The sequence below is a fragment of the Paenibacillus nanchangensis genome, from assembly GCF_046543445.1.
In the GTDB taxonomy this organism is placed as follows: Bacteria; Bacillota; Bacilli; order Paenibacillales; family Paenibacillaceae; genus Paenibacillus_AQ; species Paenibacillus_AQ nanchangensis.
Genome location: NZ_JBHOFD010000011.1, coordinates 126,112 through 147,668 on the forward strand (window position 1 = coordinate 126,112; position 21,557 = coordinate 147,668).

Below are 21,557 nucleotides of genomic sequence, written 5' to 3' on the forward strand. Positions count from 1 at the left end.
GGGAGTCCGCATGTCCATCATGCCTTGGCTGGCGGAACAGCGTATTCTTGAAGCGATGCGGGAAGGCGAATTCGACAATCTCCCGGGCAGCGGCAAACCGCTGGAGCTCGAAGATCTGTCGGGTGTCCCCGAAGAGCTGCGGATGTCATTTAAAATTTTAAAAAATGCGGGGGTTCTTCCGGAAGAACTGGCGGTGCAGCAGGAATGCGTCAGGCTGGAGGAGATGCTGTCGGTATGTATGGACGAAGAGCGGGAAGCTTTGAAGTCCCAGCTGAACGCCAAGCAGCTTAAATTGCGGGAGTTGTTGCAGCGGCGCGGATTGAACAGCAATCCTGCGTTTGCGGAATACAGTGACCGGATTTACGGCAGGTTAACCTGAATGCTGTGGGACGCAAGAAACCGGGGCTGGATTCCAAGAGCTGTGACGCAAACCAACTACAGGAGTTAAAATAGGTAAAGAGCAGCAGCCGATTGTCTACGGCTGCTGTTTTGCATTCTGTTTACAGGATCAGTGCAGCAGAATATCCAGATCGCGGGCGGCAACAACTATGTTGCCGGTCCGGATATGCTCCAGCCGGAACGATGGAATGAGCTGCTGCGGCGTTACAGGATCCGGTCCCGGAATCAGTCCGCAGATCCAGGCCAGCCAGCCGATAATCCGCTCCGGTGCGACCCCGCGTCCGCGAAGCTCGGAAATCGCGATTCCGCCATGGCGTTTGGCCAGTCTGCGCCCATCAGGTCCCATAAGCAGCGGGAAATGCGCAAAACGCGGGGGGTTCCACCCGAACGCTTCATAAAGGAGGAGTTGACGGGGTGTCGAATCGGCCAAATCGTTACCGCGCAGCACATCCGTAATGCCCATCATAGCATCGTCAACCACCACCGCAAGCTGATAGGACACGATGCCGTCCGCTCTGCGGACGATGAAGTCGCCTGCATCCGAGAATTTACCTTCTTTTGTCCCGGATAACAGATCCTGAAAATGATAGGTTCTGTCGGGAGGGGCCGCAAACCGCAGGGAAGGGGATTTTTCCGATCTGCGCGCTTCCGCTTCGGCAGAGGTAAGCCCGCGGCATGTTCCCGGGTACACTGGACCTTCGGATGCCAAGCCATGCGGCGCTGCGGCGGCAGCCAAAATATCGTGCCTGCTGCAAAAACAGGGGTACAGTCTGCCCCCGGCCTGAAGGCGATCTAGCGCCTCCTTATACAGGGCGATACGTTCGCTTTGTATGTATGGAGCATAGGGTCCGCCGACATCCGGGCCTTCATCCCAGTCAAACCCAAGCCAGGACAAGTCGCGTTGTAAATCGGCGGTATAAGCAGGCTTACAGCGCGCTGTATCGATATCTTCAATGCGCAGCACAAACTGTCCGCCAGCCTGTCTGATTTGCAGCCAGGCAAGCAGCGCGGCGAGCGCGTTGCCGATATGCATGGCGCCCGACGGGCTTGGCGCAAACCGGCCGCGCGGCACTGCCGCTGCGGGAGGAATCGTTAACATAGGTAGGCCACTCCTAACTACATATTTTCATCATAAACTTAATTCAATATATGAAAAATTCACAAAAGAAAGGTGCAAAAAAATGAAATAAATCTATAAAAAGAACTCTATAAAAGAAATTCAGCCGTACGGAAGTCACTCGGATAATTTCATATAAACAGCAAATTTTTTAAGGCTGCGCAGGTCTGCGGCAGAGAATACAAAGTAATTTAAGTATAAACAAGCAAAACGGAGAAATTCAAGAGCCCGCCGATGCCGAGTGCTGCCGAGGGAGAGATAGTGGAAAGAACCGGTTGATCTTTTTAACGGGTTCGCCCATCATATAAATGATAACCGGACTAAGAAGTAACGATATTTTTAATGGATGGAGCAAATCCGGTCCTACCACCTACTAACCAACCTAGTTATGGAGCGATAAAATGACAAGTCTGCCGATTCAACAAGTGCTTCCCAAACTGCGCGACATTTTGAATAACCACCGTAACGCCGTGCTTACCGCCGAACCCGGGGCGGGCAAAACAACAGGTGTCCCGCCGGCTCTGCTGGACGAACCCTGGATGCAGGGCAAAACGATCCTGATGCTGGAGCCCAGACGGCTTGCGGCCCGGTCGGCGGCCGTTTTTATGGCGGAGCAGAAGGGAGAATCCGTGGGACAAACCGTCGGCTACCGGATGCGCCAGGATACACGTGTCGGCCGTACGACACGGATAACCGTCGTTACGGAAGGCGTTTTGACAAGAATGCTCCAGCAGGATCCCGGTCTTGGGGACGTGGGCCTGCTTATTTTTGACGAATTTCATGAACGGAATCTTCATGCGGATTTGGGATTGGCTCTGGCGCTGGAAGCGCAGTCGATTTTACGGGACGATCTGCGCATCCTCATCATGTCCGCAACACTGGATACCGGGCGGGTATCCGAGCTGCTTGGCGGCGCTCCGGTTGTGAATTGCCCGGGGCGTGTGTATCCCGTGGAAACGATTTATGCGCCGCCGGCGCAGGGAACGCGGATCGAGCTGGCCGCAGCGGCGGCCGTCCGCCGGGCGTTGTCCGAGCAGCCGGGCGATATTCTGGTATTCCTGCCCGGGGAAGGCGAAATCCGGGCTGTCCAGCGTGAGCTTGGCCGGCCGCCGCTTCCCCCGGGCACGCGGGTCCGGCCGTTGTACGGCCAGCTGCCGCAGGCCGAGCAGGATGCGGCGGTCGCGCCGGCAGCCGAAGGGGAGCGCAAGGTTGTGCTGGCGACGACCATTGCCGAAACGAGCTTAACGCTCCCGGGGATCCGGACGGTCATCGACAGCGGATTGCGGCGGACCCAGCTGTTTTCGCCGCGTACCGGCATGCCGCGGCTTGAAACGGTCGCAATTGCCCGCGCGTCCGCCGACCAGCGCCGCGGCCGAGCCGGCCGTACCGCGCCGGGCGTCTGCTACCGGCTGTGGAGCCGGGAGCAGCATGACCGCCTTCCGGCCGACAGCGTGCCGGAGATCCGCGAGGCCGACCTCGCACCGCTGGCGCTTGAGCTGGCCGTGTGGGGCGCGCGCGATCCCGCCGCGCTGCCTTGGCTGGACGCGCCGCCGGCCGCCGCTTACGCGCAGGCCTTGGCGCTGCTCGGCAGCCTCGGCGCGCTGGACGCCGCTGGCGCCGTCACTGCGCACGGGCGCCGGCTTGCGGCGCTCGGCGCCCACCCCCGCGCCGCGCATATGCTGCTCTGCGCGGCGGAGCGGGGCGACGCGCCGCTGGCCTGCCGGCTCGCGGCGCTGCTGCAGGAGCGGGACCCGCTGCGAGGTCCCGCGGGGCAGGACGCCGACCTCGCGCTGCGGGTCGAGGCGCTCCTGCGGTTCGAGCGCTCCGGCGGAAAGGAGCCGGAGCAGGCCGATCTTCAGGCGCTGCGAAGAATCCAGCGCGAAGCCCGCGCATTGATGAAGCAGCTGGACGTCCCGCCGGACGGGCCTGTCCAGCCGGCGCACTGCGGCCGCGTTTTGGCTTACGCGTACCCGGACCGGATTGGCCAGTCGCGCGGAGGCGGCACTTATACGCTGTCCGGCGGCCGCGGCGCGGAGCTGCCCGCCGGGCAGCCGCTGGCGCGTTCGCGGTACATTGTCGCCGCGTCAATTGACGACCGGGGCACAAGCGGCCGGGTGCTGCTGGCAGCCCAAATTACGGAAGCGCAGCTGTTTGAATCTCAAGCGGAGCATATAGAAGAGCGTGCCGAGGTGTATTGGGATAAAGACAGCGGCAGCGTGAAGGCTAGGACCCGAAAAATGTTAGGCAGCCTGACGCTAAAAGAGCAGACTCATGACCGGCCTTCGCCCGAAGAAGCGGCGGAGGTGCTGCTTGACGCTGTGGCGGAAGAGGGGGTGTCCAGTCTAAACTGGGACAAGGCGGCCATTCAGCTGCGGGAGCGGATGCAGTTTATGCACCGCCTGTATCCCGACTGGCCCGATGTGTCGGACGAAGCGTTATGCGGCTCGCTGCGGGAATGGCTACTGCCTTTTGCTTCCGGCATGCGGAGCTTGCGTGAGCTGGCCCGCGTTCCTTTGGCAAAAGCGCTGGAGGCTGCACTCACCTGGGAGCAGCGCCGGCGGATGGAGGAGGAAGCGCCGACCCACATCAAGGTCCCGAGCGGCAGCAGGATTGCCGTAGATTACAGCGATCCCGCGGCTCCGGTGCTGGCCGTCAAACTGCAGGAGCTGTTTGGTCAGCGGACTACGCCTAAGTTGGGCGGCGGGAGGGTGCCGGTTGTGCTGCATCTTTTATCTCCGGCGCGGCGCCCGGTCCAGGTAACTTCGGATCTTGAAAATTTTTGGGAGCACACTTATTTTGAGGTGAAAAAAGACTTAAAAGGCCGTTACCCCAAGCACTACTGGCCGGATAACCCGTATGAAGCGGTTGCGACTGCGCGCGTGCGTCCCAGGAATTAAGGCAAGTGGTTGGACCGCGTGGATGCGGCCAGGAATTAAGGCAAGCGGTTGGACCGCGCTCATGCGGCCATGAATTGAGGCAAACGAGTAGCAGAACTCTAGCCAAGCACTACCGGTATATAAGCATCCAAGAAATGAAGTTCCATGCCGCAGGAATCAGGTTATGTTTTGCCTTTTTAAGATAGGGTAATAATGTAACGAACGATCATTCCGAAGGAGGGACTTCAAATGGCTAAAAAAATCGTAGGTGTGTTCGAATCGGAACAGGAAGCAACCAGAGCGATTGAAGGACTGCAGGCCCAAGGATTTCGTAATGAAGATATTTCCGTCATCACGCGTGACCGGGATGAACTCCGCAGCATCTCTGAAGATACAGGCACCATGGCTCCGGAAGGCGTGGCAACCGGCGCTGCAACAGGCGGCGTGGTTGGCGGCGTAGCCGGACTGCTTGCCGGAATCGGCGCGCTGGCGATCCCCGGTATCGGGCCGATCCTGGCGGCAGGACCAATTGCCGCAACTTTGACCGGGGCGGCTGTTGGTGCAGGAGCCGGCGGTCTGGTCGGCGGTCTCGTTGGCCTCGGAATCCCGGAAGACGAAGCACGTGAATATGAAGGATACGTGGACAAAGGCAAAATTTTGGTGCTGGTGGAGGACAACGGACGCGATACCGAGATTCACGATATTTTCCGTTCCAACCGTTCGCTGAACTCGAATTATTACACGTCGCCGAACATGTCGGTGAACGATCCGGGTGCGCCGACTCCTAACGTTTATAACGGGACGGAGCCAACGGTGGGCAACACGCTGGGTAACCGAGGTTCGATGAATGCGGACCAAGATGTTGACCGGATCAACCGCGACAGAATGTAAGACGATATGATCAAAAATAAGACGCAGCATAACGCTGCAAGCAGGCCGTCCAGGGTAACCTGACGGCTTGTTTTTTTGTCTTTTTCAATGCATGAGTTTGCGGGAGAGTGTTACATCTGTGCAAATAATAATTATTTCAACATATGAAAAATTCACAACAAATATCCACAATCTCTCCCGCCTACTTCACCTTTTGGCCCTCCGTCAGCCCTCCGGCACCAGTCGAATGGACCAAAGAACTCTCTTATTTCAGGATATGAAAGTTGGAAAAAAGTAGCTATAATAGGAAGTGGAAAGCGTTACTAAAACATTTGTTCGAGGAGGTGCCTTATGGCATTTATGATCGCACAACGGGCTTTTATCAAATTGTATCTGATTACCATGGTGGAACAGCATCGGGGATACGGCTATCAGATGCTGGAGGATCTTCGTCGCGATTTCAAAAGTCACGGGTACGCGCCTCCGCAGAGTGAGATTTACCGGGCACTGCATGAGCTGGTGCAGCAGGGGATTTTGTACCGGACCAAGCAGCTTAAAGGCAACGATCCGAAGGTTGATTTTCAGGAAATTGTACTCTATCATTTCACGCCAGACGGCGCCGAAAAGGCGAAGCTTTACAAGAAGCAGGTGAAGACCGATCTGGACCGGTGTCTCGGCATGCTGAATAAGGCGGTAGCGGATAATTTTTGATTAATAGTTTGGGTTTTGAAAATTGTTCTTATGATAGTTTGAATAATAGTTTGAGTAATCGTACTTATGATGGTTTGACTTTGGGTAACCGTTTTTATGATGGTTTGAATAATGGTTAGATTGGTTTGAATAATGGTTAGATTGGTTTGAATAATGGTATCGAATGGTACTCGACTGGTTTGAATCGTTTGAATAATGGCCGGTATGCAGGCCAAAATAAAACCCGAACCTCTCAGACGAGAGGTTCGGGTTTTTGCTCATAATTATTTCTCTCCGTACCTTAAATCGGCGGGAATTCAATTATTCATTATATCCCTTCACGTCGCGTTTTGCTTCCATCGCCGGGGTGTTGGAGTTGCCGTATTCCTCAACCGCCTCCCAAGCCTGGGCGTCGTCAAAACGTCCGCTGTGGTTTTGTCTGCCTTCACCGGCGCCGGATGGCGGGCGGGTAATGACATCCTCCTCTACAGGCCGGCCGTCGCTGACCTCGCGCCGCGGCGTATGTTCTATCGTATAACGGGTAAAAGGGATCGCCTCAAGCCGCTCAAACGGAATCGGTTCACCGCTGGCTTCACAGATTCCGTATGTTCCGTCTTCGATCCGCTGCAGGGCGGCGTTCACCTCATTTAACTCATCGCCAAGCGAATCATTAATCGCCAAATCCCGGCTCCGCTCGAACGTTTCGGTTCCGACATCGGCGGGGTGGTTGTCGGCCGCGCTGAGTTCTCCGGTCGATACGCGCAGTGAATCGCCCAGCAGGCTGTCCTCCTGCCCGTTATCTTCAAAATGTTCTTCGAGCTCTTGTTTTTGTTCCAGAAGCTGCTTCTTCAGCTGTTCCAGCTGGGAGTGGGTCAAGTGGTTCATCTGCCCTCATCCTTTCCGTGTAATGTACGAATCGGGTATGCTTTTTCTTACCCGAATCCGCCATGGGACAATCAGCAGCATGACCTGCGCCCAATGCCATGTTTTCAGCAAAGGCCTTGCCTGTTATAATAATGGGACCGGACAATTGGAGTTTACAATGGGGGTATGGACGAACATGGATGAGCACATGAAACGCCGGTTGGACAAGCAGAGAAAGCTGTTTACCCAGCTGGGAATCGGGCTGGACGCACTCACCATACACGAGAAGGAATTTAACTTGAAGCTTCGGGGCTACGATCCGGAGGAAGTCGATACATTTCTGGACAGCGTGATTAAGGACTATGAACGGTTTTATGCAACCATCGCTGACCTGATGGACAAGTGGCAGGAACAGCAAATCGAGCTGCGCGAGCTGAAGGCCGAAGCGAAGCAGATCCCGGTTGTACCGCCGGTTATCCGCGGTATCGATCCGCTTGAGCTCGAAGAGATTGTAGCAAAGCTGGAAGCGGACGTGCGCCAGCTGAAGAGCAAGGTGATCCGGCCTGAAGAAATCCGGCCCGTCTCGGGAGCTGCCGATCTCTTTTAATAAGAAAGGGATTGACGGCTTCCGGGTCTGTGTTTTATGATGAGTGCATAAATGATCATTTATAGGAAATGGCGTGTTACCGTGAGGGCATGAGCCAAGAATGAATCTCAGTGAAGTGAGATTGTTCTTGGCTTTTTTTGATGGACAGAGGTTGCAAAAATTGGAAAGGAGGGGAGGAGATGTCACGCCATACAGAGCGGTTCAGCGTTCAGCGTGTGATTGGAAACAACGTCCTGCTGGTAGAAAGCGAACGCAGCCGGAAGGAATACGTCCTCATCGGCAAGGGAATCGGCTTTAGTGTCAAAGGAGCTGGGGTGATCGATGGGGCAGACGAACGGATCGAAAAGATGTTCCGGCTGGAGGACCGCGAGGAGTGGAGCCATTACCAGGTGCTGCTTGAGGATATCGATCCGCGGATCATGAAGATTACCGAAGAGATTATCGACGAGATTGCGGCGGTGTTCCCCAGTGAGCTGAACAACAATGTGTATTTGGCGCTCCCCAGCCATATCCAGTTTACACTCTACCGTCTGCGGAACGGGATGGATATCGTGAATCCGTTTCTTCAGGAGACGATGCTGACCTTTCCGAAAGAATATGAAATCGCTTGCAGGGCGGCGGGGAAAATTGCTGAGACCTTTCAAATTCGCATCCCCGAGGATGAAACCGGTTTTTTGACGTACCATGTCTACTCGGCCGTAAGTCATGTGACTGTCGGACAAATCGCCAAAACATCCAATCTCGTCAGCGAGCTTGTCGACATGATCCGGGCGGAAAATGGGCTTGATTTTGTGCAGGGCGATATGAGCCATGTCCGCCTGATGATCCATCTCCGGTATATGCTGGAACGGATGCTGAAAGGAACGTTTGCGGAGAATCCGCTTGTCAAACAAATTAAAAAAGAATACAAAGCCGAAATCGGCCTGGCTCAGAAGCTGGCGGAGCGAATTGCCGCATCGCTGGACCGGGAGGTTCCGGAAGGCGAAGTTTGTTTTTTGGCCATGCATTTAAGAAGGCTGCACCAGACGTCGCGAAAACCGCAGCAGGAATAGGAGTGAACTCAACATGTTTGCAAAATGGAAAGCAAAAAAAGAACATATCCAACCGCCGGAGCTGAATATTAAGGCTCCCCTTACAGGAGAATCGGTTCCGCTAAGAGAGGTTCCGGACCCGGCGTTTGCCGGAGGACATATGGGACGGGGCATTGCCATTCTGCCCGAATCCGGAGTGTTGAAAGCGCCGTTTGACGGGCGGGTGGCGCATGTCGTCAAATCGGGCCATGCCGTTATTTTGGAGCATGACACCGGTCTGCAGCTGCTCCTTCATATCGGCATCGATACGGTTAAGCTGAAAGGCAGCGCCTTCCGGCCGATGATTTCACAGGGCGACCGGGTGAAGGAAGGGCAGACGCTGATTGAATTTGACATTTCCGCGATCGAAGCGGCAGGTTGTCCGGTGATTACACCTGTGATTATAACCGGGGACGAAGCAGGAAATATTACGGAGGTTATCCCCAGCTACGGGCAGGTTGCCGCGGGGCTGGACGCGGTATTGACCGTCAATACCGGAAAATAGAAGTGCATTTTATGATGAGAGAGGATGATCGTTAATGCTGGCATTTCTGCAAAAGCTGGGCCGGTCGTTGATGCTGCCGGTGGCCACGATGCCCGCGGCCGCTATTTTGCAAGGGTTTGGACTCATCAATTACGAAGAAGATCTGCATTTGGGCAGCGTGATCGGCGGCTTTTTAAACCAATATGTAGCTCCGTTCCTGAATGCGGGGGCAGGCGCGATTTTTGGAAATCTGGCGCTGATTTTTGCGGTAGGGGTGGCGATCGGATTCACCGGCGATGCGGTAGCCGCTCTGTCGGCGGTAATTGCCTATGAAGTGCTCATCAGGATTCTGGAGCTGGTACCGGGGCAGTTTGCTTTTATCAACGATGATGTGGTGCTGAATATGGCGGTGCTTGGCGGGATTTTTGCCGGCGGCTGGTCCGCGTTCCTTTACAAAAGGTATCATAATATCAAAATGCCGGATTGGCTCGGGTTCTTCTCGGGCAAACGGTTTGTGCCGATTATTACGGCTGTTACCACAATGGTGTTATCGGTTTTTATCGGGATGATCTGGAGCCCGATCCAGGATGTCATCAGCGATTTTGGCAACTGGGTGGTCAGCCTTGGCGGCATCGGCTCGTTTGTATTTGGCACGGCGAACCGGCTGCTCATTCCGTTTGGACTGCACCATGTGCTGAACACGATCGCCTGGTTCCAGATTGGCGATTTTACGAATGCGGCGGGGGAAGTTGTTCACGGCGACTTGACGCGGTTCTTCGCCGGCGACAAGACAGCAGGCATGTTTATGACCGGATTTTTCCCGATTATGATGTTTGCGCTTCCAGGCGCTGCGCTTGCGTTTATTCATACGGCTAAACCGGGCAAACGCAAAATGATGGCTTCGCTGTTTATCGGAACCGCCTTTGCATCGTTCCTGACCGGCATCACCGAACCGCTGGAATTTACCTTCATGTTCCTGGCCCCTGTGCTGTATGTGGTGCACGCCCTGCTGACCGGTTTGTCCGGACTCATTATGTATCTGCTTGACGTTAAATTGGGATTTGGCTTTTCGGCAGGCTTGATCGATTATCTGCTTAATATGAAGTTGTCCACCAATGCTTGGGTGCTTATTCCGGTCGGGTTGGCGTTTGCGGTAGTTTATTATGTATTGTTCCGGTTTATTATCGTCAAATTTAATCTGAAAACGCCGGGCCGGGAGGAAGAGGACGAAGTTGTGTCCAAAGACGGTGCCGCCGCTGGCAAAACGGCTGCGGCTTCCACCCGCGCCGCGCAAATTTTGGAGCATATCGGAGGGCCGGATAACATTCGGGCGATTGACGCATGCATTACCCGGCTGCGGTTAACGGTCAAAGATGACCGGGCCGTCGAAGATGCCGCGCTGAAGCAGCTTGGCGCTTCCGGCGTCATGCGGCTGGGACAGGGAGCGGTTCAAATTGTATTTGGCCCGCAATCGGAACAGATCAAAGACGATATCAAAAAGCTGATGTAACTTAAACTGCATGCTGATTTAGCGATTTAGCGATTTAGCGAAAAAAGGGAGGACACGGACAAAAGGGCCGTGTCCTTTTTGCTGCACAATGAAACGCAACCTTTTTCCGAAGATCTGGTATAAATAGGTAATTAGCTGACGCACGGGCTGCTTATAAAGTTGGCCGCCTACATAGGGCAGGTCTATAAATCCATTTTGAAGGAGGTGCCTGGCACAATGAATCTGAATCACCAGGCAATGAAGCCAATTCCGCGCTCCAAGCTGAGATTAGCGGCGGGAAAGCAGTATTTTACCTGGAAACGGTATTGGAAGTGGTACACGTCCGGCGCAAACATGGCATCGGATCTGCAGCTCAGCCCGCTGGATTATAAGGTGTCAGAGCATCACACGCCGCTGCTGCGCAAGCTGAAGGATGTGGATATGCAGCTGCAGTACAACAAAATCGTTAATCTGAAGCTGGCGGCCGAGAGGCTTGACGGTCTGCTGCTGAAACCCGGGGAGACCTTGTCCTATTGGCGGCGCATCGGCAAACCTACCCGCCGCAAAGGGTATGTGGACGGTATGGTGCTTTATTACGGCGGTTTCAAAGCGGGGACGGGCGGCGGGCTCTGCCAGCTCTCCAATCTGATTTACTGGATTGCGCTGCATACGCCGCTGACCGTAACCGAAAGGCACAGGCACAGCTACGATGTATTTCCGGATGCCGGCCGGACCCAACCGTTTGGCAGCGGGGCCACGTGCGCTTATAATTACCTCGATTTACAGATCGAAAACCGGACTTCAACCGTATATCAGCTAAAGCTGCAGCTGGATGATACCTATTTGTATGGAGAATGGAGAAGCGCCGACCCCTGCCCATACCATTACGAGGTATACGAAAGCGATCATAAAATTACATTGGAGCCGTGGGGCGGTTATATCCGCAGTAATGAAATCCGGCGAAAAAAATATACGCATGACGGAGAATTGCTGGCGGATGAATATGTGACGGAAAACAAAGCGCTGATGATGTATTCGCCGCTGCTGCCTGCGCCGGAAGCCTCACCGTCTGCACATTCAATGGAATGGCAGCCGGACAGCGTAGAAAATTCGAAATAGGGTAATAGACTTGGGAAGACAACTTCGCATTAAGAGCAGGGCTGGAAACGAGCCGGCACTTAATCTTCTTGAAGGAGTGATTCCTAGCATGAGAGCAGTGACGTATCAGGGGAAGAAAAAAGTTGAGGTTAAAGACGTAGCCAACGCGAAGCTGGAGAAAAAAGACGATATTGTGGTACGCATTACGTCCACCGCCATCTGCGGCTCGGATCTTCACATTTACAACGGCAACATTCCGGGGATGTATGACGATTACGTCATCGGTCATGAACCGATGGGGATCGTGGAGGAAGTGGGCCCCGAGGTTACAAAGGTGAAAAAGGGCGACCGGGTGATTATCCCGTTTAATGTGGCCTGCGGCGAGTGTTTTTTCTGTAAACATGAAATGGAAAGCCAATGTGATCATGCCAATGACGCCAAGGATACAGGCGGTTTTCTCGGGTACTCCGAGACTTACGGCGGATATGCCGGAGGGCAGGCCGAGCTGCTGCGTGTGCCTTATGGCAATTTTGGCCCGTTTGTGATTCCGGAAGACGCCGAGATGGAAGATGAAAAGCTGCTGTTCCTGTCTGATATCGTGCCGACGGCCTGGTGGGGTGTCGAAAACGCGGGCGTCAAGCCTGGCGACACCGTTATTGTGCTTGGCTGCGGTCCGGTGGGATTGCTTACGCAAAAATTTGCCTGGATGAAAGGCGCATCGCGGGTGATTGCGGTGGATTATGTTAACTACCGGCTGCAGCATGCCAAAGCGACCAACCAGGTGGAAATTTATAATTTTGAGGAAATTGATGATTTTGAGGCCCATATAAAAGAAGTAACCCGGGGCGGCGGGGATGTCGTGATCGACTGCGTTGGCCTGGATGCGAAAAAAAATCCGCTGGAAGCAATTGAAACGACGCTGAAGCTGCAGGGCGGATCGCTTAGCGCATTCAACACCGCTGCCCAAATCGTCCGTAAATTCGGAACCATCCAGCTGATTGGCGTGTATGGGCTTCGTTATAACATGTTCCCGCTGGGCCATTTGTTCGAACGGAACATTACTGTAAAAATGGGACAAGCCCCGGTTATCCACTATATGCCGATGCTGTACCAAATGATAAAAGACGGCAAATTTGATCCGACGGATATTATTACACACCGGCTGCCGCTCAGCCGGGCGGAGCACGCTTATCAAGTATTCGGCGACAAAGAAGAAGACTGCATCAAGGTTGTGCTGAAACCTTAATTTGAGGTGAATTTCTAATTCCGCCTCATCCTCCTGATTTCATATGAACGGTGATAAGAACTTCACGGCTCCGCCTTTTTGGGCGGGGTTTTTTATGCGCGGATGTTACTCCCCAAAGATTTTTTTGCAAACATATAGAATTCCCTGAGCGTAAGGATAAGGGGCAATGTTGTTGTAGCAAGACTTCGCTTCTGCTGTTGCGTTCTGGAGAAGATACCCGCGGGCAACCATCCGGAGCATCTCAATGTCGTTTCCGCTGTCCCCAAAAGCCAAGGTTTTGGACGGACGTACCTGACTATAATCCATTAGAAATTGCACAACGGCTTTTTTTCCCGTTCCAACGGGGATAAAATCAACATCATAAGCATGCTCCGGATCACCCGCTTTGGGATTGCAAGCATTAATATTTATTCCGATCCCGTTAGTTGCCGCCAGATGCCTGATGATATCTAGATCATACCGGGTTCTGGCGGCGGATACCGGATAATAATAGTAGTTCATTTTATAAACGGCTTGACCCAATTGCGTCTGTTCGTGAAGGACGATATTGAAGGCGTATTTGAGTTCGCTAATTAGATCTTCAACATTTTTTCGAGAAAACCGGGATTCCTTTATGATCTTTGCCCAAGCAGGAATAGCGGCCAGCTGCCCGTCGGGTTCTACTTTCCACATCTCCGTGCCCAAATTGCTTGCGATAAAATGGGGGAGCAGCGTCAAGCCGGCGATTTTCATTTTTGCTTGAATTTGCTGAACACTGCTTCCCGTCACCCAAGCGATTTTTACTTGATGTTTTCTGGCAAGCTGCTGGAGGTATTGCTCCAGTTCGTACACCATGTTAAGTTGTTCAGGCAAACCTTCATGCGGATAATACGTTTCGTCGAAATCAAAAAATATCAGATAATTGGTTACAGCGGGGCTGTAGATGACTTCCATAAGTATGAATCCTCCTACCGTTGTTACCGACAGCATAATTGCAGGGAACGTTCCCAGGTCAATCTTTAATTGAGGTGTTAATTTTGCCTACCATAATCGATATTTCACGTGTAAGCGGTTTGTCCAAGTCGACGGTATCGCGTGTGTTGAACAACCATCCGCATGTGTCTGCCGAGAGCAGAGAAAAAGTACAAGAAGCCATTACGGAGCTGGGGTATGTCCGCAATACACAGGCGGTTCAGCTGCGTCTGAAGGCAAGCCATCATATCGGTGTGCTTGTTCCGGATGTAGAGCATCCTTATTTCAGCCAGCTTGTTAGTGCGCTCAGCCGGTCGTTAGCCTCATTGGGGTATCAGCTTGTCATCTATCAGACTGAATTATCCCGCGAGTATGAACGTGATGTGTATGCCCGTTTGTTACGCCGGGAGATGGATGCTGTGATCATTGCTCATTCGCAATTTACAGAAAAAGAAATTAAAGAATACATAGGTTCTTACGTCGGGATCGTATGCAACGAGGCGATGGACGGAGAGTTTCTCGATGTGTTTCGGTTGGATGAAGAAGAGGCGGCCTTTCAAGCGACAGCCTATTTGCTGTCCCAGGGACGCCGGAATCTGTTTTTCTGCATGGATCACCTGACACCTCTGCAAAAGAAAAGATGGAACGGGTTTCAACAGGCACACCTGCAATTTGGGCTTGCGTGTACGAAATCACAATGTTTTACGGGTCTGGTCACGATGGAAGATGGTTATGCCTTGGGAGAGGGATTATTTACTTCTGATTCATTGCCGGATGGCATGATAACAGGCAGTGACTTTGTAGCTACCGGCTTATTAAAAGCAGCAATGCAGAAGGGGGTCTCCGTGCCTCAAGAAATGTCTGTCATCGGATTTGATAACCATCCTGTGGGATTAATGACGAATCCGGAGTTGACCACATTAAGCAATTGTATTCCCGAAATGGTTAGGGATGTTACGGAATGCCTGATCCAGAGATTGAAGGGGCTGCGGTCTGCTCCTATAGTGAAAACCTACAAGGCGTCGCTGATTATTCGTAGTTCAACTTAAGGTAGATGAGACTTGTATTAGGTAGATGAGACTTGTATAGGTGGATTCGACTGGTCAATTTGGATGGTGCTACTTTTGATTTATTTCTTGGCAGACTGACCAGAGATGCCATTGTATTTTCGTGTATGGGAGGAAGTGAAGCAGATGGGGGCCGATATTCATGTATTTATGTATTTATGGTAACATGCTTCAGGATCATCCCGGATTACCGCCTTTTGTAGCCGCCAGAGAAAGTATAGGTACAAGTTGATGGACACAGGGGCCCCTATTTGCTGATTATTCCGTGTTTTTGCAAAGTTACGGACTCAGATGCAGTTATTTACGCGGAGAATCCATAGTTTGTATGTTTTCGGTACGGATAACGGATCTGGAGTCCGCAAGGTAACCCAAAAGCCCAAGAATTTCAGAAATAACGTCCTCTGGGTCCGGAAAAACCTCGGTATCGCATTCGGTGGTAATCCGCTGTGGGCAACCCACAGGACGGCGTTTAGCATCTGCCGACGGTCTTAGGTGGTCGACCTCCTTGTTCTTTTCGGGCTGGCGGTAAAAACATCTGAACGACTTCCCGCTCATGGTCTGTTATCTCGTATCTTCGTCACACAGTTCATTTTTTACCGGATATATTTCCTTGAATTTACATTTTGCGTACACACCCTAGCCCAGTAAGTCTTTTTTATTATCTTAAAATGGCAGTCAGGACAAGCAAAAGAATGTAAATGAAAAAAATAATGCAATTTTTCTTCGCCTGCGTTACATTACTAATTGGACTTTATGTTGACTCGCTTACGAAAGGAACGCTGTCTCTATGAAACGTAGCACACCGCCGCTTCCGATTCCGCTGCTGATGCTGGTCGGAATTGTGGCGATTTCGTTCTCTGCCATTTTTATTAAATGGTCAAACGCGCCGGCCTCGGTGCAGGGCATGTACCGCCTATTGTTTACCTCCCTGCTGATGCTTCCATTCGCCCGGCCTTATGTGAAGGCGGCAAAAGCTCTTACCCGTAAAGACTGGCTGCTTGTTGCCGCTTCCGGCGCGCTGCTTGCACTGCATTTTTTATTGTGGATGAGCTCGCTGATTTACACCTCCGTTGCCAGTTCCACGATGATTATGGCGCTGGAACCGCTGTTTATCATGGCGGGGGCGTTTGTTTTTTTCCGGGAGCGGACCGGAGTGTCTGCGCTGCTCGGAATGCTGATCGCAATCGCGGGCGTTATTTGTATCGGCTGGGGGGACATCGGGTTGTCCGCGGATCATATAAAAGGGGATCTGCTGTCGATCGGCGGCACGGTAGCGGTGGCAGGCCATTTGCTGCTTGGGCAGCGGCTGGTTGTAAAAATGCCGTCTTATTTGTACAGCCTGACCGTCTTCCTGTCCGCGGGGATGGTATTCGTGCTCTACAATCTAGCGACACGAACGCCATTTTTCGATTATCCGGCCAGAGAATGGGGCATCTTTATTTTGCTGGCGATTGTGCCGACCGTGTTCGGCCATATATTGTTTAACTGGCTGCTTCAATACACTTCCGCTACTACAGTATCCATGAATATTTTGGGCGAACCGGTTGGTGCAAGCATGCTGGCTTATCTGCTCCTGGGTGAGCGGTTGACGGCGCTGCAGTGGGGCGGGGGGCTCCTGGTGACCTGCGGTTTGGCCTATTATCTGTACAGCGGCCGGTCGAAGACACAAGCAGAACTTTCCGCACCGATCGAAAAGGCATCGTAACGGTATTCAGCCGACATCAATGAAGGAGCTAAACCACAATGAACAACAACGATAATCAGCTTGACGGGGCGGGATCTGAGGCGGAGAGACTTCAGGCTGCGGGCGAAGAACAATGGAACAAAGATACGTTTGCCGCATGGACCGAACGGTTTGGCGAACCCGCTGCGGCGGCGGCAAGGCTTGCCGCTGATCCTGCGGGGAAGCTCAATCCACTACTGGAAGCGATGGGTGAGGTACGGGGACGCAAGGTAATAAACTTAATGGGATCCAATGGGATCAAAGCCGTTGCGCTGGCGCTGTTGGGTGCGGACGTTACAGTGGCCGACTATTCCGCCACCAATGCGGCTTATGCCAGGGAGCTGGCCCGGGCGGCGGGCGTTCCGCTTACTTATGTGGTATCCGATGTGCTGAATTTGCCGGAGGAGGTGCGGCGAGGGGAGTTTGATCTGGTTTTTGCGGAGATGGGTATCGTTCATTACTTTACCGATCTGGACCAGTTTATGCACACGGCCTTTTCGCTGCTTGTACCTGGAGGACGGTTTGTGCTGCGGGATTTTCATCCGGTTACAACCAAGCTGATTACTTCCCGCGGTTCGACGGCTAAAGTACGCAAGCATAAGGTAACAGGGGATTATTTTGACACCTCGCTTGAGGAAAAGACCATCTCCTATTCCAAATATTTGCCTGGCGGCGGAACCGAGCAGACGGCGGAGACCGTGCAGTGGCGACGCTGGACCTTGGGAGAAATCGTTACCTCTGCGGCCCGGGCGGGGCTGACGATTGAAATGCTGCAGGAAGAGCCCAATTTATCCTCCGCCACATACGACAAAGGCATTCCCAAAACGTTTACGCTTACCGCACGTAAGCCGGTATAAATGGTTGAGACAAAGTCAGCTAACCGAAGCAGCCGAATGGAGCTGTTCCGGTTAGCTGATTTTTTTATTCTTATTAAATATAGGTTGAATATGCATTTACCTTGGGACAAGCTGAACCAATGCCTTCTGAGAAGGAGACAAAGGCAGCTCCTTGCGCCAGACCAGCCGGTATACGGAGCGGGGCGGGGCAATTCCGGGCAGGGGACGGTATTCCAGCCCATCTTCATGGAAGGCGCCGGTTAATCCCGACTTCGGAAACAGCCCGGCTGCCGCACCGCTGCGGATCAGCGCTTTTACTGCCTCCGGCGAATCCAGCTTGGCCTGCGTCCACAGCTGCACCCCATTGCTTTTGGCCCAGGTTTCGCCCGTTCTTCCGATGCAGTGATCGCCTCTTAAACTAACTAGCGGTTCTTGAGCGATGAGGTCGGGCGTCCAATCCCCGATTGCGGCAAACCGGTGTGAAGTTGAATAAGCCATCACCGTTTCGTCTGCCGCGACTGTCAAAGCAGCTCCCCGTTCCGCTCCGGCTTGTTCCTCAACTTCGTGGAGCAGTGCCAGCGCAAGCGAGCGGTCGCGGAGTTTCTCGGCCAACGCCGGCTCAGCGAGCGTGGATACGCAGACCTGCGCGCCGGGCTGATCCTTCATAAATAATGCCAGCAAATTTGGGAGAACATACACAGAAGGAAAAGGAGCGGCAGCCAATTCCAGCTTGCCGTTTGCTTTTCCCAGCATGGCGACGCTGCGCTCGGCTTCCGCTGTAAGCGACACAATTTTGACGGCATATGGTAAAAGGGTTCTGCCCGCGTCCGTCAGGAGAACGCGGCCGCTGCGGTGTTCAAACAAAGCGGTTCCCAGTTCCGCTTCAAGGCTTTTCATATGGAACGAAACGGTGGGCTGCTTCAAACCCAGCTCTGCCGCCACATCGGTAACCCGTTTATATTTATCGATCAACATTAGAATATGCAGCTTCATATGATTCATAGATCAGGCCTCCAGCATAAATGTTACCTACGTAGTATTTTTCCATTATAGATGGATTCTATGGATATATAAATAAATTATTGTATTATTTATCTTTCGTTTTACATAACCGGAACGTTTACCTTACGTACAAGCAATACAATTAAACATGTTGAGAGTGCAAGAGCGCCCAACACCGACGTTTCTTGTTTGGTCTTGAAGCGTCCTGCTTCAGACAAACAAAAAAATTTAGGAGGAGACAAACTACAATGCGCGTTAGAAAATCCTGGATCATGAGCTTGGCCTTGACAAGTGTGCTTGCACTTGCCGCATGCGGAAACGGAAATAACGGGGGAAATACCGGAGCAGCGACAAACGGGGGAAATAACGCGGCAGGCAACACGCCTGCGACTGCATCAACTAATGGCGGCAACGCCGCTACCGAACTGAGCGGTTCGATTCTGGCTTCGGGTTCGACGGCTATGCAGCCGCTGGTCGAACAAGTGGCTGAAAAATTCATGGAAGCTAATCCCGGCGTTGACATTCAGGTACAGGGCGGCGGAAGCGGCACCGGCCTGACGCAAGTCGCCGAGAAATCCGTAGACATCGGCAACTCCGACGTATTTGCCGAAGAGAAACTGAAAGACGCCGACGCTGAAAAAGCAAAAGCGCTGGTTGACCATCAAGTGGCGGTTGTGGCGATCGCTGCCGTGTCTCATCCGGACGCAGGGGTTGACAACCTGACCAAACAGCAGCTGGTTGACATTTTCACTGGTAAAATCACGAACTGGAAAGATGTTGGCGGTGCGGATCAAGCGATCCAAATCATCAACCGTCCGGCCAGCTCCGGTACCCGCGCAACGTTTGAATCGTTTGCCCTGGGAACCAAAACGCAGGATCTTCAAGGTTCCGTACAAGAGGATTCCTCCGGTACGGTTAAGAAAATGATTGGTGAAACTCCGGGCGCAATCGGCTACCTGGCGTTCTCTTACCTGGATGACAGCGTAAAGACGATCAGCTACGAAGGCGTTGAGCCGTCGGTTGACAACGTTGTGACAGGTAAATATCCGATCTGGGCTTACCAGCATATGTACACGAACGGCGAGCCGAACGAAACCGTGAAGGCTTTCCTCGACTACATGATGACGCCTGAAATTCAAGGGCCGGAAGGTGACGTCGTAGAGCTTGGCTACATCTCCGCTGCCGACATGAAGGTTCAGCGTGATGTGGAAGGCAACGTGTCCAACAAGTAATCCGGATGACAAATCCGTACAAATTTCATTGTTCAAGAGGCGGAGTACTTCTGCCTCTATTTTCACTTTAGTCAGAAAGAAGGAACCTTCTTGAGTGTGAAGCCGAATAAGTCGCGTATCGAAAAACATCATATTGAAGATGCGGTTGGACGCATTTACATGTCATTTTGCGTCTTTCTGCTGGTCATTATCATCGTTTCGATGGTTTATTTTGTCGCGTCCAAAGGGGTATCAACTTTTGTGACCAGCGGCGTAAGCCTGTCCGAATTTTTCCTGGGCAAAACCTGGGATCCTACGGGGGACGTTCCGAAATACGGCGCGCTTCCTTTTATTACGGGATCGTTTCTTGTGACGCTGCTGGCTGCGCTGATTGCTAGTCCGCTCAGCATTTGCGCGGCGCTGTTCATGACGGAAATTGTACCAGGCTGGGGTAAAAAGCTGCTGCAGCCGGTTATCGAGCTGCTGTCCGGCATCCCGTCCGTCGTCTACGGATTTGTTGGCCTCAGCGTAATTGTGCCTTTCCTGCGTGACGTCTTCCCGGGTCAGGGAATCGGGGTAGCTGCCGGCGCATTAGTGCTGTCGGTGATGATTCTCCCGACGATCACCAGCGTAGCGGCCGACGCGCTTGCCGCGCTGCCGCAGAACCTGAAAGAATCGTCTTTTGCGCTTGGCGCCACCCGCTGGCAGACGATTGCCCGCGTAATTCTGCCGACTACCTTCCCGGCTATTATGACGGGGGTAGTTCTCGGTATGGCCCGCGCGTTTGGCGAAGCGCTGGCGGTTCAGATGGTTATCGGCAACGCGCCGTTTGTACCGCGCTCGCTTTTTGAGTCGGCCTCTACGCTGACGAGCGTCATTACCCTCAGCATGGGCAACACGACCATGAATTCGCCGCATAATAACGCGCTCTGGAGCATGGCGCTTGTCCTTATGCTGATGACGTTCCTGTTCGTCTTCCTCGTAAGGCTGCTTGAAAGGAGAAATCGCATTTGAAGCCAAGAACCGCAGATAAAATCGCTACCGCCGTTATCGTTACGTTTGCGCTTATCATCGTTGGCATCCTGGTTGGCCTGCTGGGTTACATTTTGGCCCGCGGCTTCAGCCATATCAGCTGGGATTTCCTCACGTCCGCCCCGCAAAAAATCCGGGCAGGCGGCGGCGTAGGCCCGCAGCTGTTCAACTCCTTGTTCCTGCTTGTGCTGACGCTGCTGATCACCGTGCCGCTGGGCCTCGGAGCAGGCATCTACATGGCGGAATACGCACGGCCTGGTAAAATCACTAACTTTATCCGTTTGATCGTGGAAGTGCTGTCGTCATTTCCGTCGATCGTAGTGGGTCTGTTCGGCCTGCTGCTGATCGTCAACTATTTTGGTCTCGGATTTTCGCTTGTATCCGGCGCGCTGGCGCTGACCGTGTTTAATCTGCCGCTTATGGTGCGGATAACGGAGCAGGCGTTCCGCAGCGTACCGAAGCAGCAAAAAGAAGCGGGTTTTGCGCTTGGCCTCTCCAAATGGAAAATCGTCACCAGCGTCCTGTTCCCTGTGGCGCTGCCTACGATTATCACCGGCACGATCCTGTCGGCCGGCCGCGTCTTTGGCGAAGCCGCCGCCTTGATGTTCACGGCGGGGATGAGCAGCCCGCGTCTCGATTTTTCCAACTGGAACCCGTTCAGCCCGTCTTCACCGCTGAATCCGTTCCGTCCGGCCGAGACGCTGGCGGTTCATATCTGGAAAGTCAACAGTGAAGGTCTTGCTCCGGATGCCGCCGAAATTGCGGCGGGAGCCTCGGCCGTACTGGTGCTCACCGTGCTGATCTTCAACCTGGCGGCCCGGTACTTTGGACGATTCTTGTACCGCAAGCTGACCGCGTCCAAACGAATGAATTAAGACGTGTTCATTAGCAAGTTTGACTGGACCCTAGCCGTCTCTGAACTGGC

General features: G+C 53.2%; 20 protein-coding genes. 16 read left to right on the forward strand and 4 right to left on the reverse strand.

Features of this window, described 5'->3' with window-relative positions:
- Positions 1-10: 10 nt before the first annotated feature.
- On the forward strand, positions 11-379 hold the full coding sequence (locus tag ACE6ED_RS10715; RefSeq protein ID WP_410827106.1) for a DnaJ family domain-containing protein: 369 nt from the start codon (positions 11-13) through the stop codon (positions 377-379).
- A 129-nt stretch (positions 380-508) separates the two neighbouring features.
- Here the strand turns inward: ACE6ED_RS10715 and gluQRS are convergent, their stop codons facing one another.
- On the reverse strand, positions 509-1,498 hold the full coding sequence (gene gluQRS, locus ACE6ED_RS10720; RefSeq protein ID WP_410827107.1) for a tRNA glutamyl-Q(34) synthetase GluQRS: 990 nt from the start codon (positions 1,496-1,498) through the stop codon (positions 509-511).
- Between the two features lie 419 nt (positions 1,499-1,917).
- Between gluQRS and hrpB the strand changes: the two genes are divergently transcribed.
- The 3 genes from hrpB to ACE6ED_RS10735 all read left to right on the forward strand — a co-directional run bounded on the left by hrpB (position 1,918) and on the right by ACE6ED_RS10735 (position 5,973).
- Complete coding sequence (gene hrpB / locus ACE6ED_RS10725) at positions 1,918-4,413, forward strand: ATP-dependent helicase HrpB (RefSeq protein ID WP_410827108.1); 2,496 nt, start codon at positions 1,918-1,920, stop codon at positions 4,411-4,413.
- A 228-nt stretch (positions 4,414-4,641) separates the two neighbouring features.
- Positions 4,642-5,283, forward strand: coding sequence for a general stress protein (locus ACE6ED_RS10730; RefSeq protein ID WP_410827109.1), 642 nt, complete (start codon positions 4,642-4,644; stop codon positions 5,281-5,283).
- A gap of 330 nt (positions 5,284-5,613) precedes the next feature.
- Complete coding sequence (locus ACE6ED_RS10735; RefSeq protein WP_410827110.1) at positions 5,614-5,973, forward strand: helix-turn-helix transcriptional regulator; 360 nt, start codon at positions 5,614-5,616, stop codon at positions 5,971-5,973.
- A 300-nt stretch (positions 5,974-6,273) separates the two neighbouring features.
- Here ACE6ED_RS10735 and ACE6ED_RS10740 read toward each other — a convergent pair whose 3' ends face one another.
- Positions 6,274-6,837 carry a TraR/DksA C4-type zinc finger protein gene (locus tag ACE6ED_RS10740; protein ID WP_410827111.1) on the reverse strand — a complete coding sequence of 188 codons (564 nt, stop codon included), beginning with the start codon at positions 6,835-6,837 and terminating at the stop codon, positions 6,274-6,276.
- A 175-nt stretch (positions 6,838-7,012) separates the two neighbouring features.
- Between ACE6ED_RS10740 and ACE6ED_RS10745 the strand changes: the two genes are divergently transcribed.
- The 6 genes from ACE6ED_RS10745 to ACE6ED_RS10770 all read left to right on the forward strand — a co-directional run bounded on the left by ACE6ED_RS10745 (position 7,013) and on the right by ACE6ED_RS10770 (position 12,810).
- Positions 7,013-7,423 (forward strand): DivIVA domain-containing protein, encoded by a 411-nt coding sequence (locus ACE6ED_RS10745; RefSeq protein ID WP_410827162.1) that lies wholly within the window; start codon positions 7,013-7,015, stop codon positions 7,421-7,423.
- A 179-nt stretch (positions 7,424-7,602) separates the two neighbouring features.
- A complete protein-coding gene (locus ACE6ED_RS10750) occupies positions 7,603-8,475 on the forward strand; it encodes a PRD domain-containing protein (RefSeq protein WP_410827112.1) in 873 nt (290 codons plus the stop codon).
- 13 nt (positions 8,476-8,488) lie between these two features.
- A complete protein-coding gene (locus tag ACE6ED_RS10755; protein WP_410827113.1) occupies positions 8,489-8,998 on the forward strand; it encodes a PTS sugar transporter subunit IIA in 510 nt (169 codons plus the stop codon).
- 34 nt (positions 8,999-9,032) lie between these two features.
- On the forward strand, positions 9,033-10,487 hold the full coding sequence (gene nagE / locus ACE6ED_RS10760) for an N-acetylglucosamine-specific PTS transporter subunit IIBC (protein WP_410827114.1): 1,455 nt from the start codon (positions 9,033-9,035) through the stop codon (positions 10,485-10,487).
- 216 nt (positions 10,488-10,703) lie between these two features.
- Positions 10,704-11,585: a VanW family protein gene (locus ACE6ED_RS10765; protein WP_410827115.1), complete on the forward strand. Its 882-nt coding sequence runs from the start codon at positions 10,704-10,706 to the stop codon at positions 11,583-11,585.
- 88 nt (positions 11,586-11,673) lie between these two features.
- Positions 11,674-12,810 (forward strand): zinc-dependent alcohol dehydrogenase, encoded by a 1,137-nt coding sequence (locus tag ACE6ED_RS10770; protein ID WP_410827116.1) that lies wholly within the window; start codon positions 11,674-11,676, stop codon positions 12,808-12,810.
- Between the two features lie 105 nt (positions 12,811-12,915).
- Here the strand turns inward: ACE6ED_RS10770 and ACE6ED_RS10775 are convergent, their stop codons facing one another.
- A complete protein-coding gene (locus tag ACE6ED_RS10775; RefSeq protein ID WP_410827117.1) occupies positions 12,916-13,743 on the reverse strand; it encodes an HAD-IIB family hydrolase in 828 nt (275 codons plus the stop codon).
- Between the two features lie 74 nt (positions 13,744-13,817).
- Here ACE6ED_RS10775 and ACE6ED_RS10780 point away from each other — a divergent pair, with 74 nt between their 5' ends.
- The 3 genes from ACE6ED_RS10780 to ACE6ED_RS10790 all read left to right on the forward strand — a co-directional run bounded on the left by ACE6ED_RS10780 (position 13,818) and on the right by ACE6ED_RS10790 (position 17,408).
- Positions 13,818-14,810: a LacI family DNA-binding transcriptional regulator gene (locus ACE6ED_RS10780; protein WP_410827163.1), complete on the forward strand. Its 993-nt coding sequence runs from the start codon at positions 13,818-13,820 to the stop codon at positions 14,808-14,810.
- A gap of 805 nt (positions 14,811-15,615) precedes the next feature.
- Positions 15,616-16,533, forward strand: a complete 918-nt coding sequence (locus ACE6ED_RS10785; protein ID WP_410827118.1) for a DMT family transporter — start codon at positions 15,616-15,618, stop codon at positions 16,531-16,533.
- 38 nt (positions 16,534-16,571) lie between these two features.
- Positions 16,572-17,408 carry a class I SAM-dependent methyltransferase gene (locus ACE6ED_RS10790; RefSeq protein WP_410827119.1) on the forward strand — a complete coding sequence of 279 codons (837 nt, stop codon included), beginning with the start codon at positions 16,572-16,574 and terminating at the stop codon, positions 17,406-17,408.
- A 96-nt stretch (positions 17,409-17,504) separates the two neighbouring features.
- Here the strand turns inward: ACE6ED_RS10790 and ACE6ED_RS10795 are convergent, their stop codons facing one another.
- Entirely contained in the window at positions 17,505-18,389 is an 885-nt protein-coding gene (locus ACE6ED_RS10795; protein WP_410827120.1) for a LysR family transcriptional regulator, read from the reverse strand.
- A gap of 248 nt (positions 18,390-18,637) precedes the next feature.
- Here ACE6ED_RS10795 and ACE6ED_RS10800 point away from each other — a divergent pair, with 248 nt between their 5' ends.
- The 3 genes from ACE6ED_RS10800 (at position 18,638) to pstA (ending at position 21,507) form a co-directional block, all read left to right on the forward strand.
- The gene (locus tag ACE6ED_RS10800; RefSeq protein ID WP_410827121.1) at positions 18,638-19,621 is read left to right on the forward strand and encodes a phosphate ABC transporter substrate-binding protein PstS family protein; all 984 of its coding nucleotides are present in this window, start codon (positions 18,638-18,640) and stop codon (positions 19,619-19,621) included.
- A 90-nt stretch (positions 19,622-19,711) separates the two neighbouring features.
- On the forward strand, positions 19,712-20,614 hold the full coding sequence (gene pstC, locus ACE6ED_RS10805; RefSeq protein WP_410827122.1) for a phosphate ABC transporter permease subunit PstC: 903 nt from the start codon (positions 19,712-19,714) through the stop codon (positions 20,612-20,614).
- Positions 20,611-21,507 carry a phosphate ABC transporter permease PstA gene (gene pstA, locus ACE6ED_RS10810; protein ID WP_410827123.1) on the forward strand — a complete coding sequence of 299 codons (897 nt, stop codon included), beginning with the start codon at positions 20,611-20,613 and terminating at the stop codon, positions 21,505-21,507. The genes pstC and pstA overlap by 4 nt, the downstream gene beginning before the upstream one ends.
- Positions 21,508-21,557 lie beyond the last annotated feature (50 nt).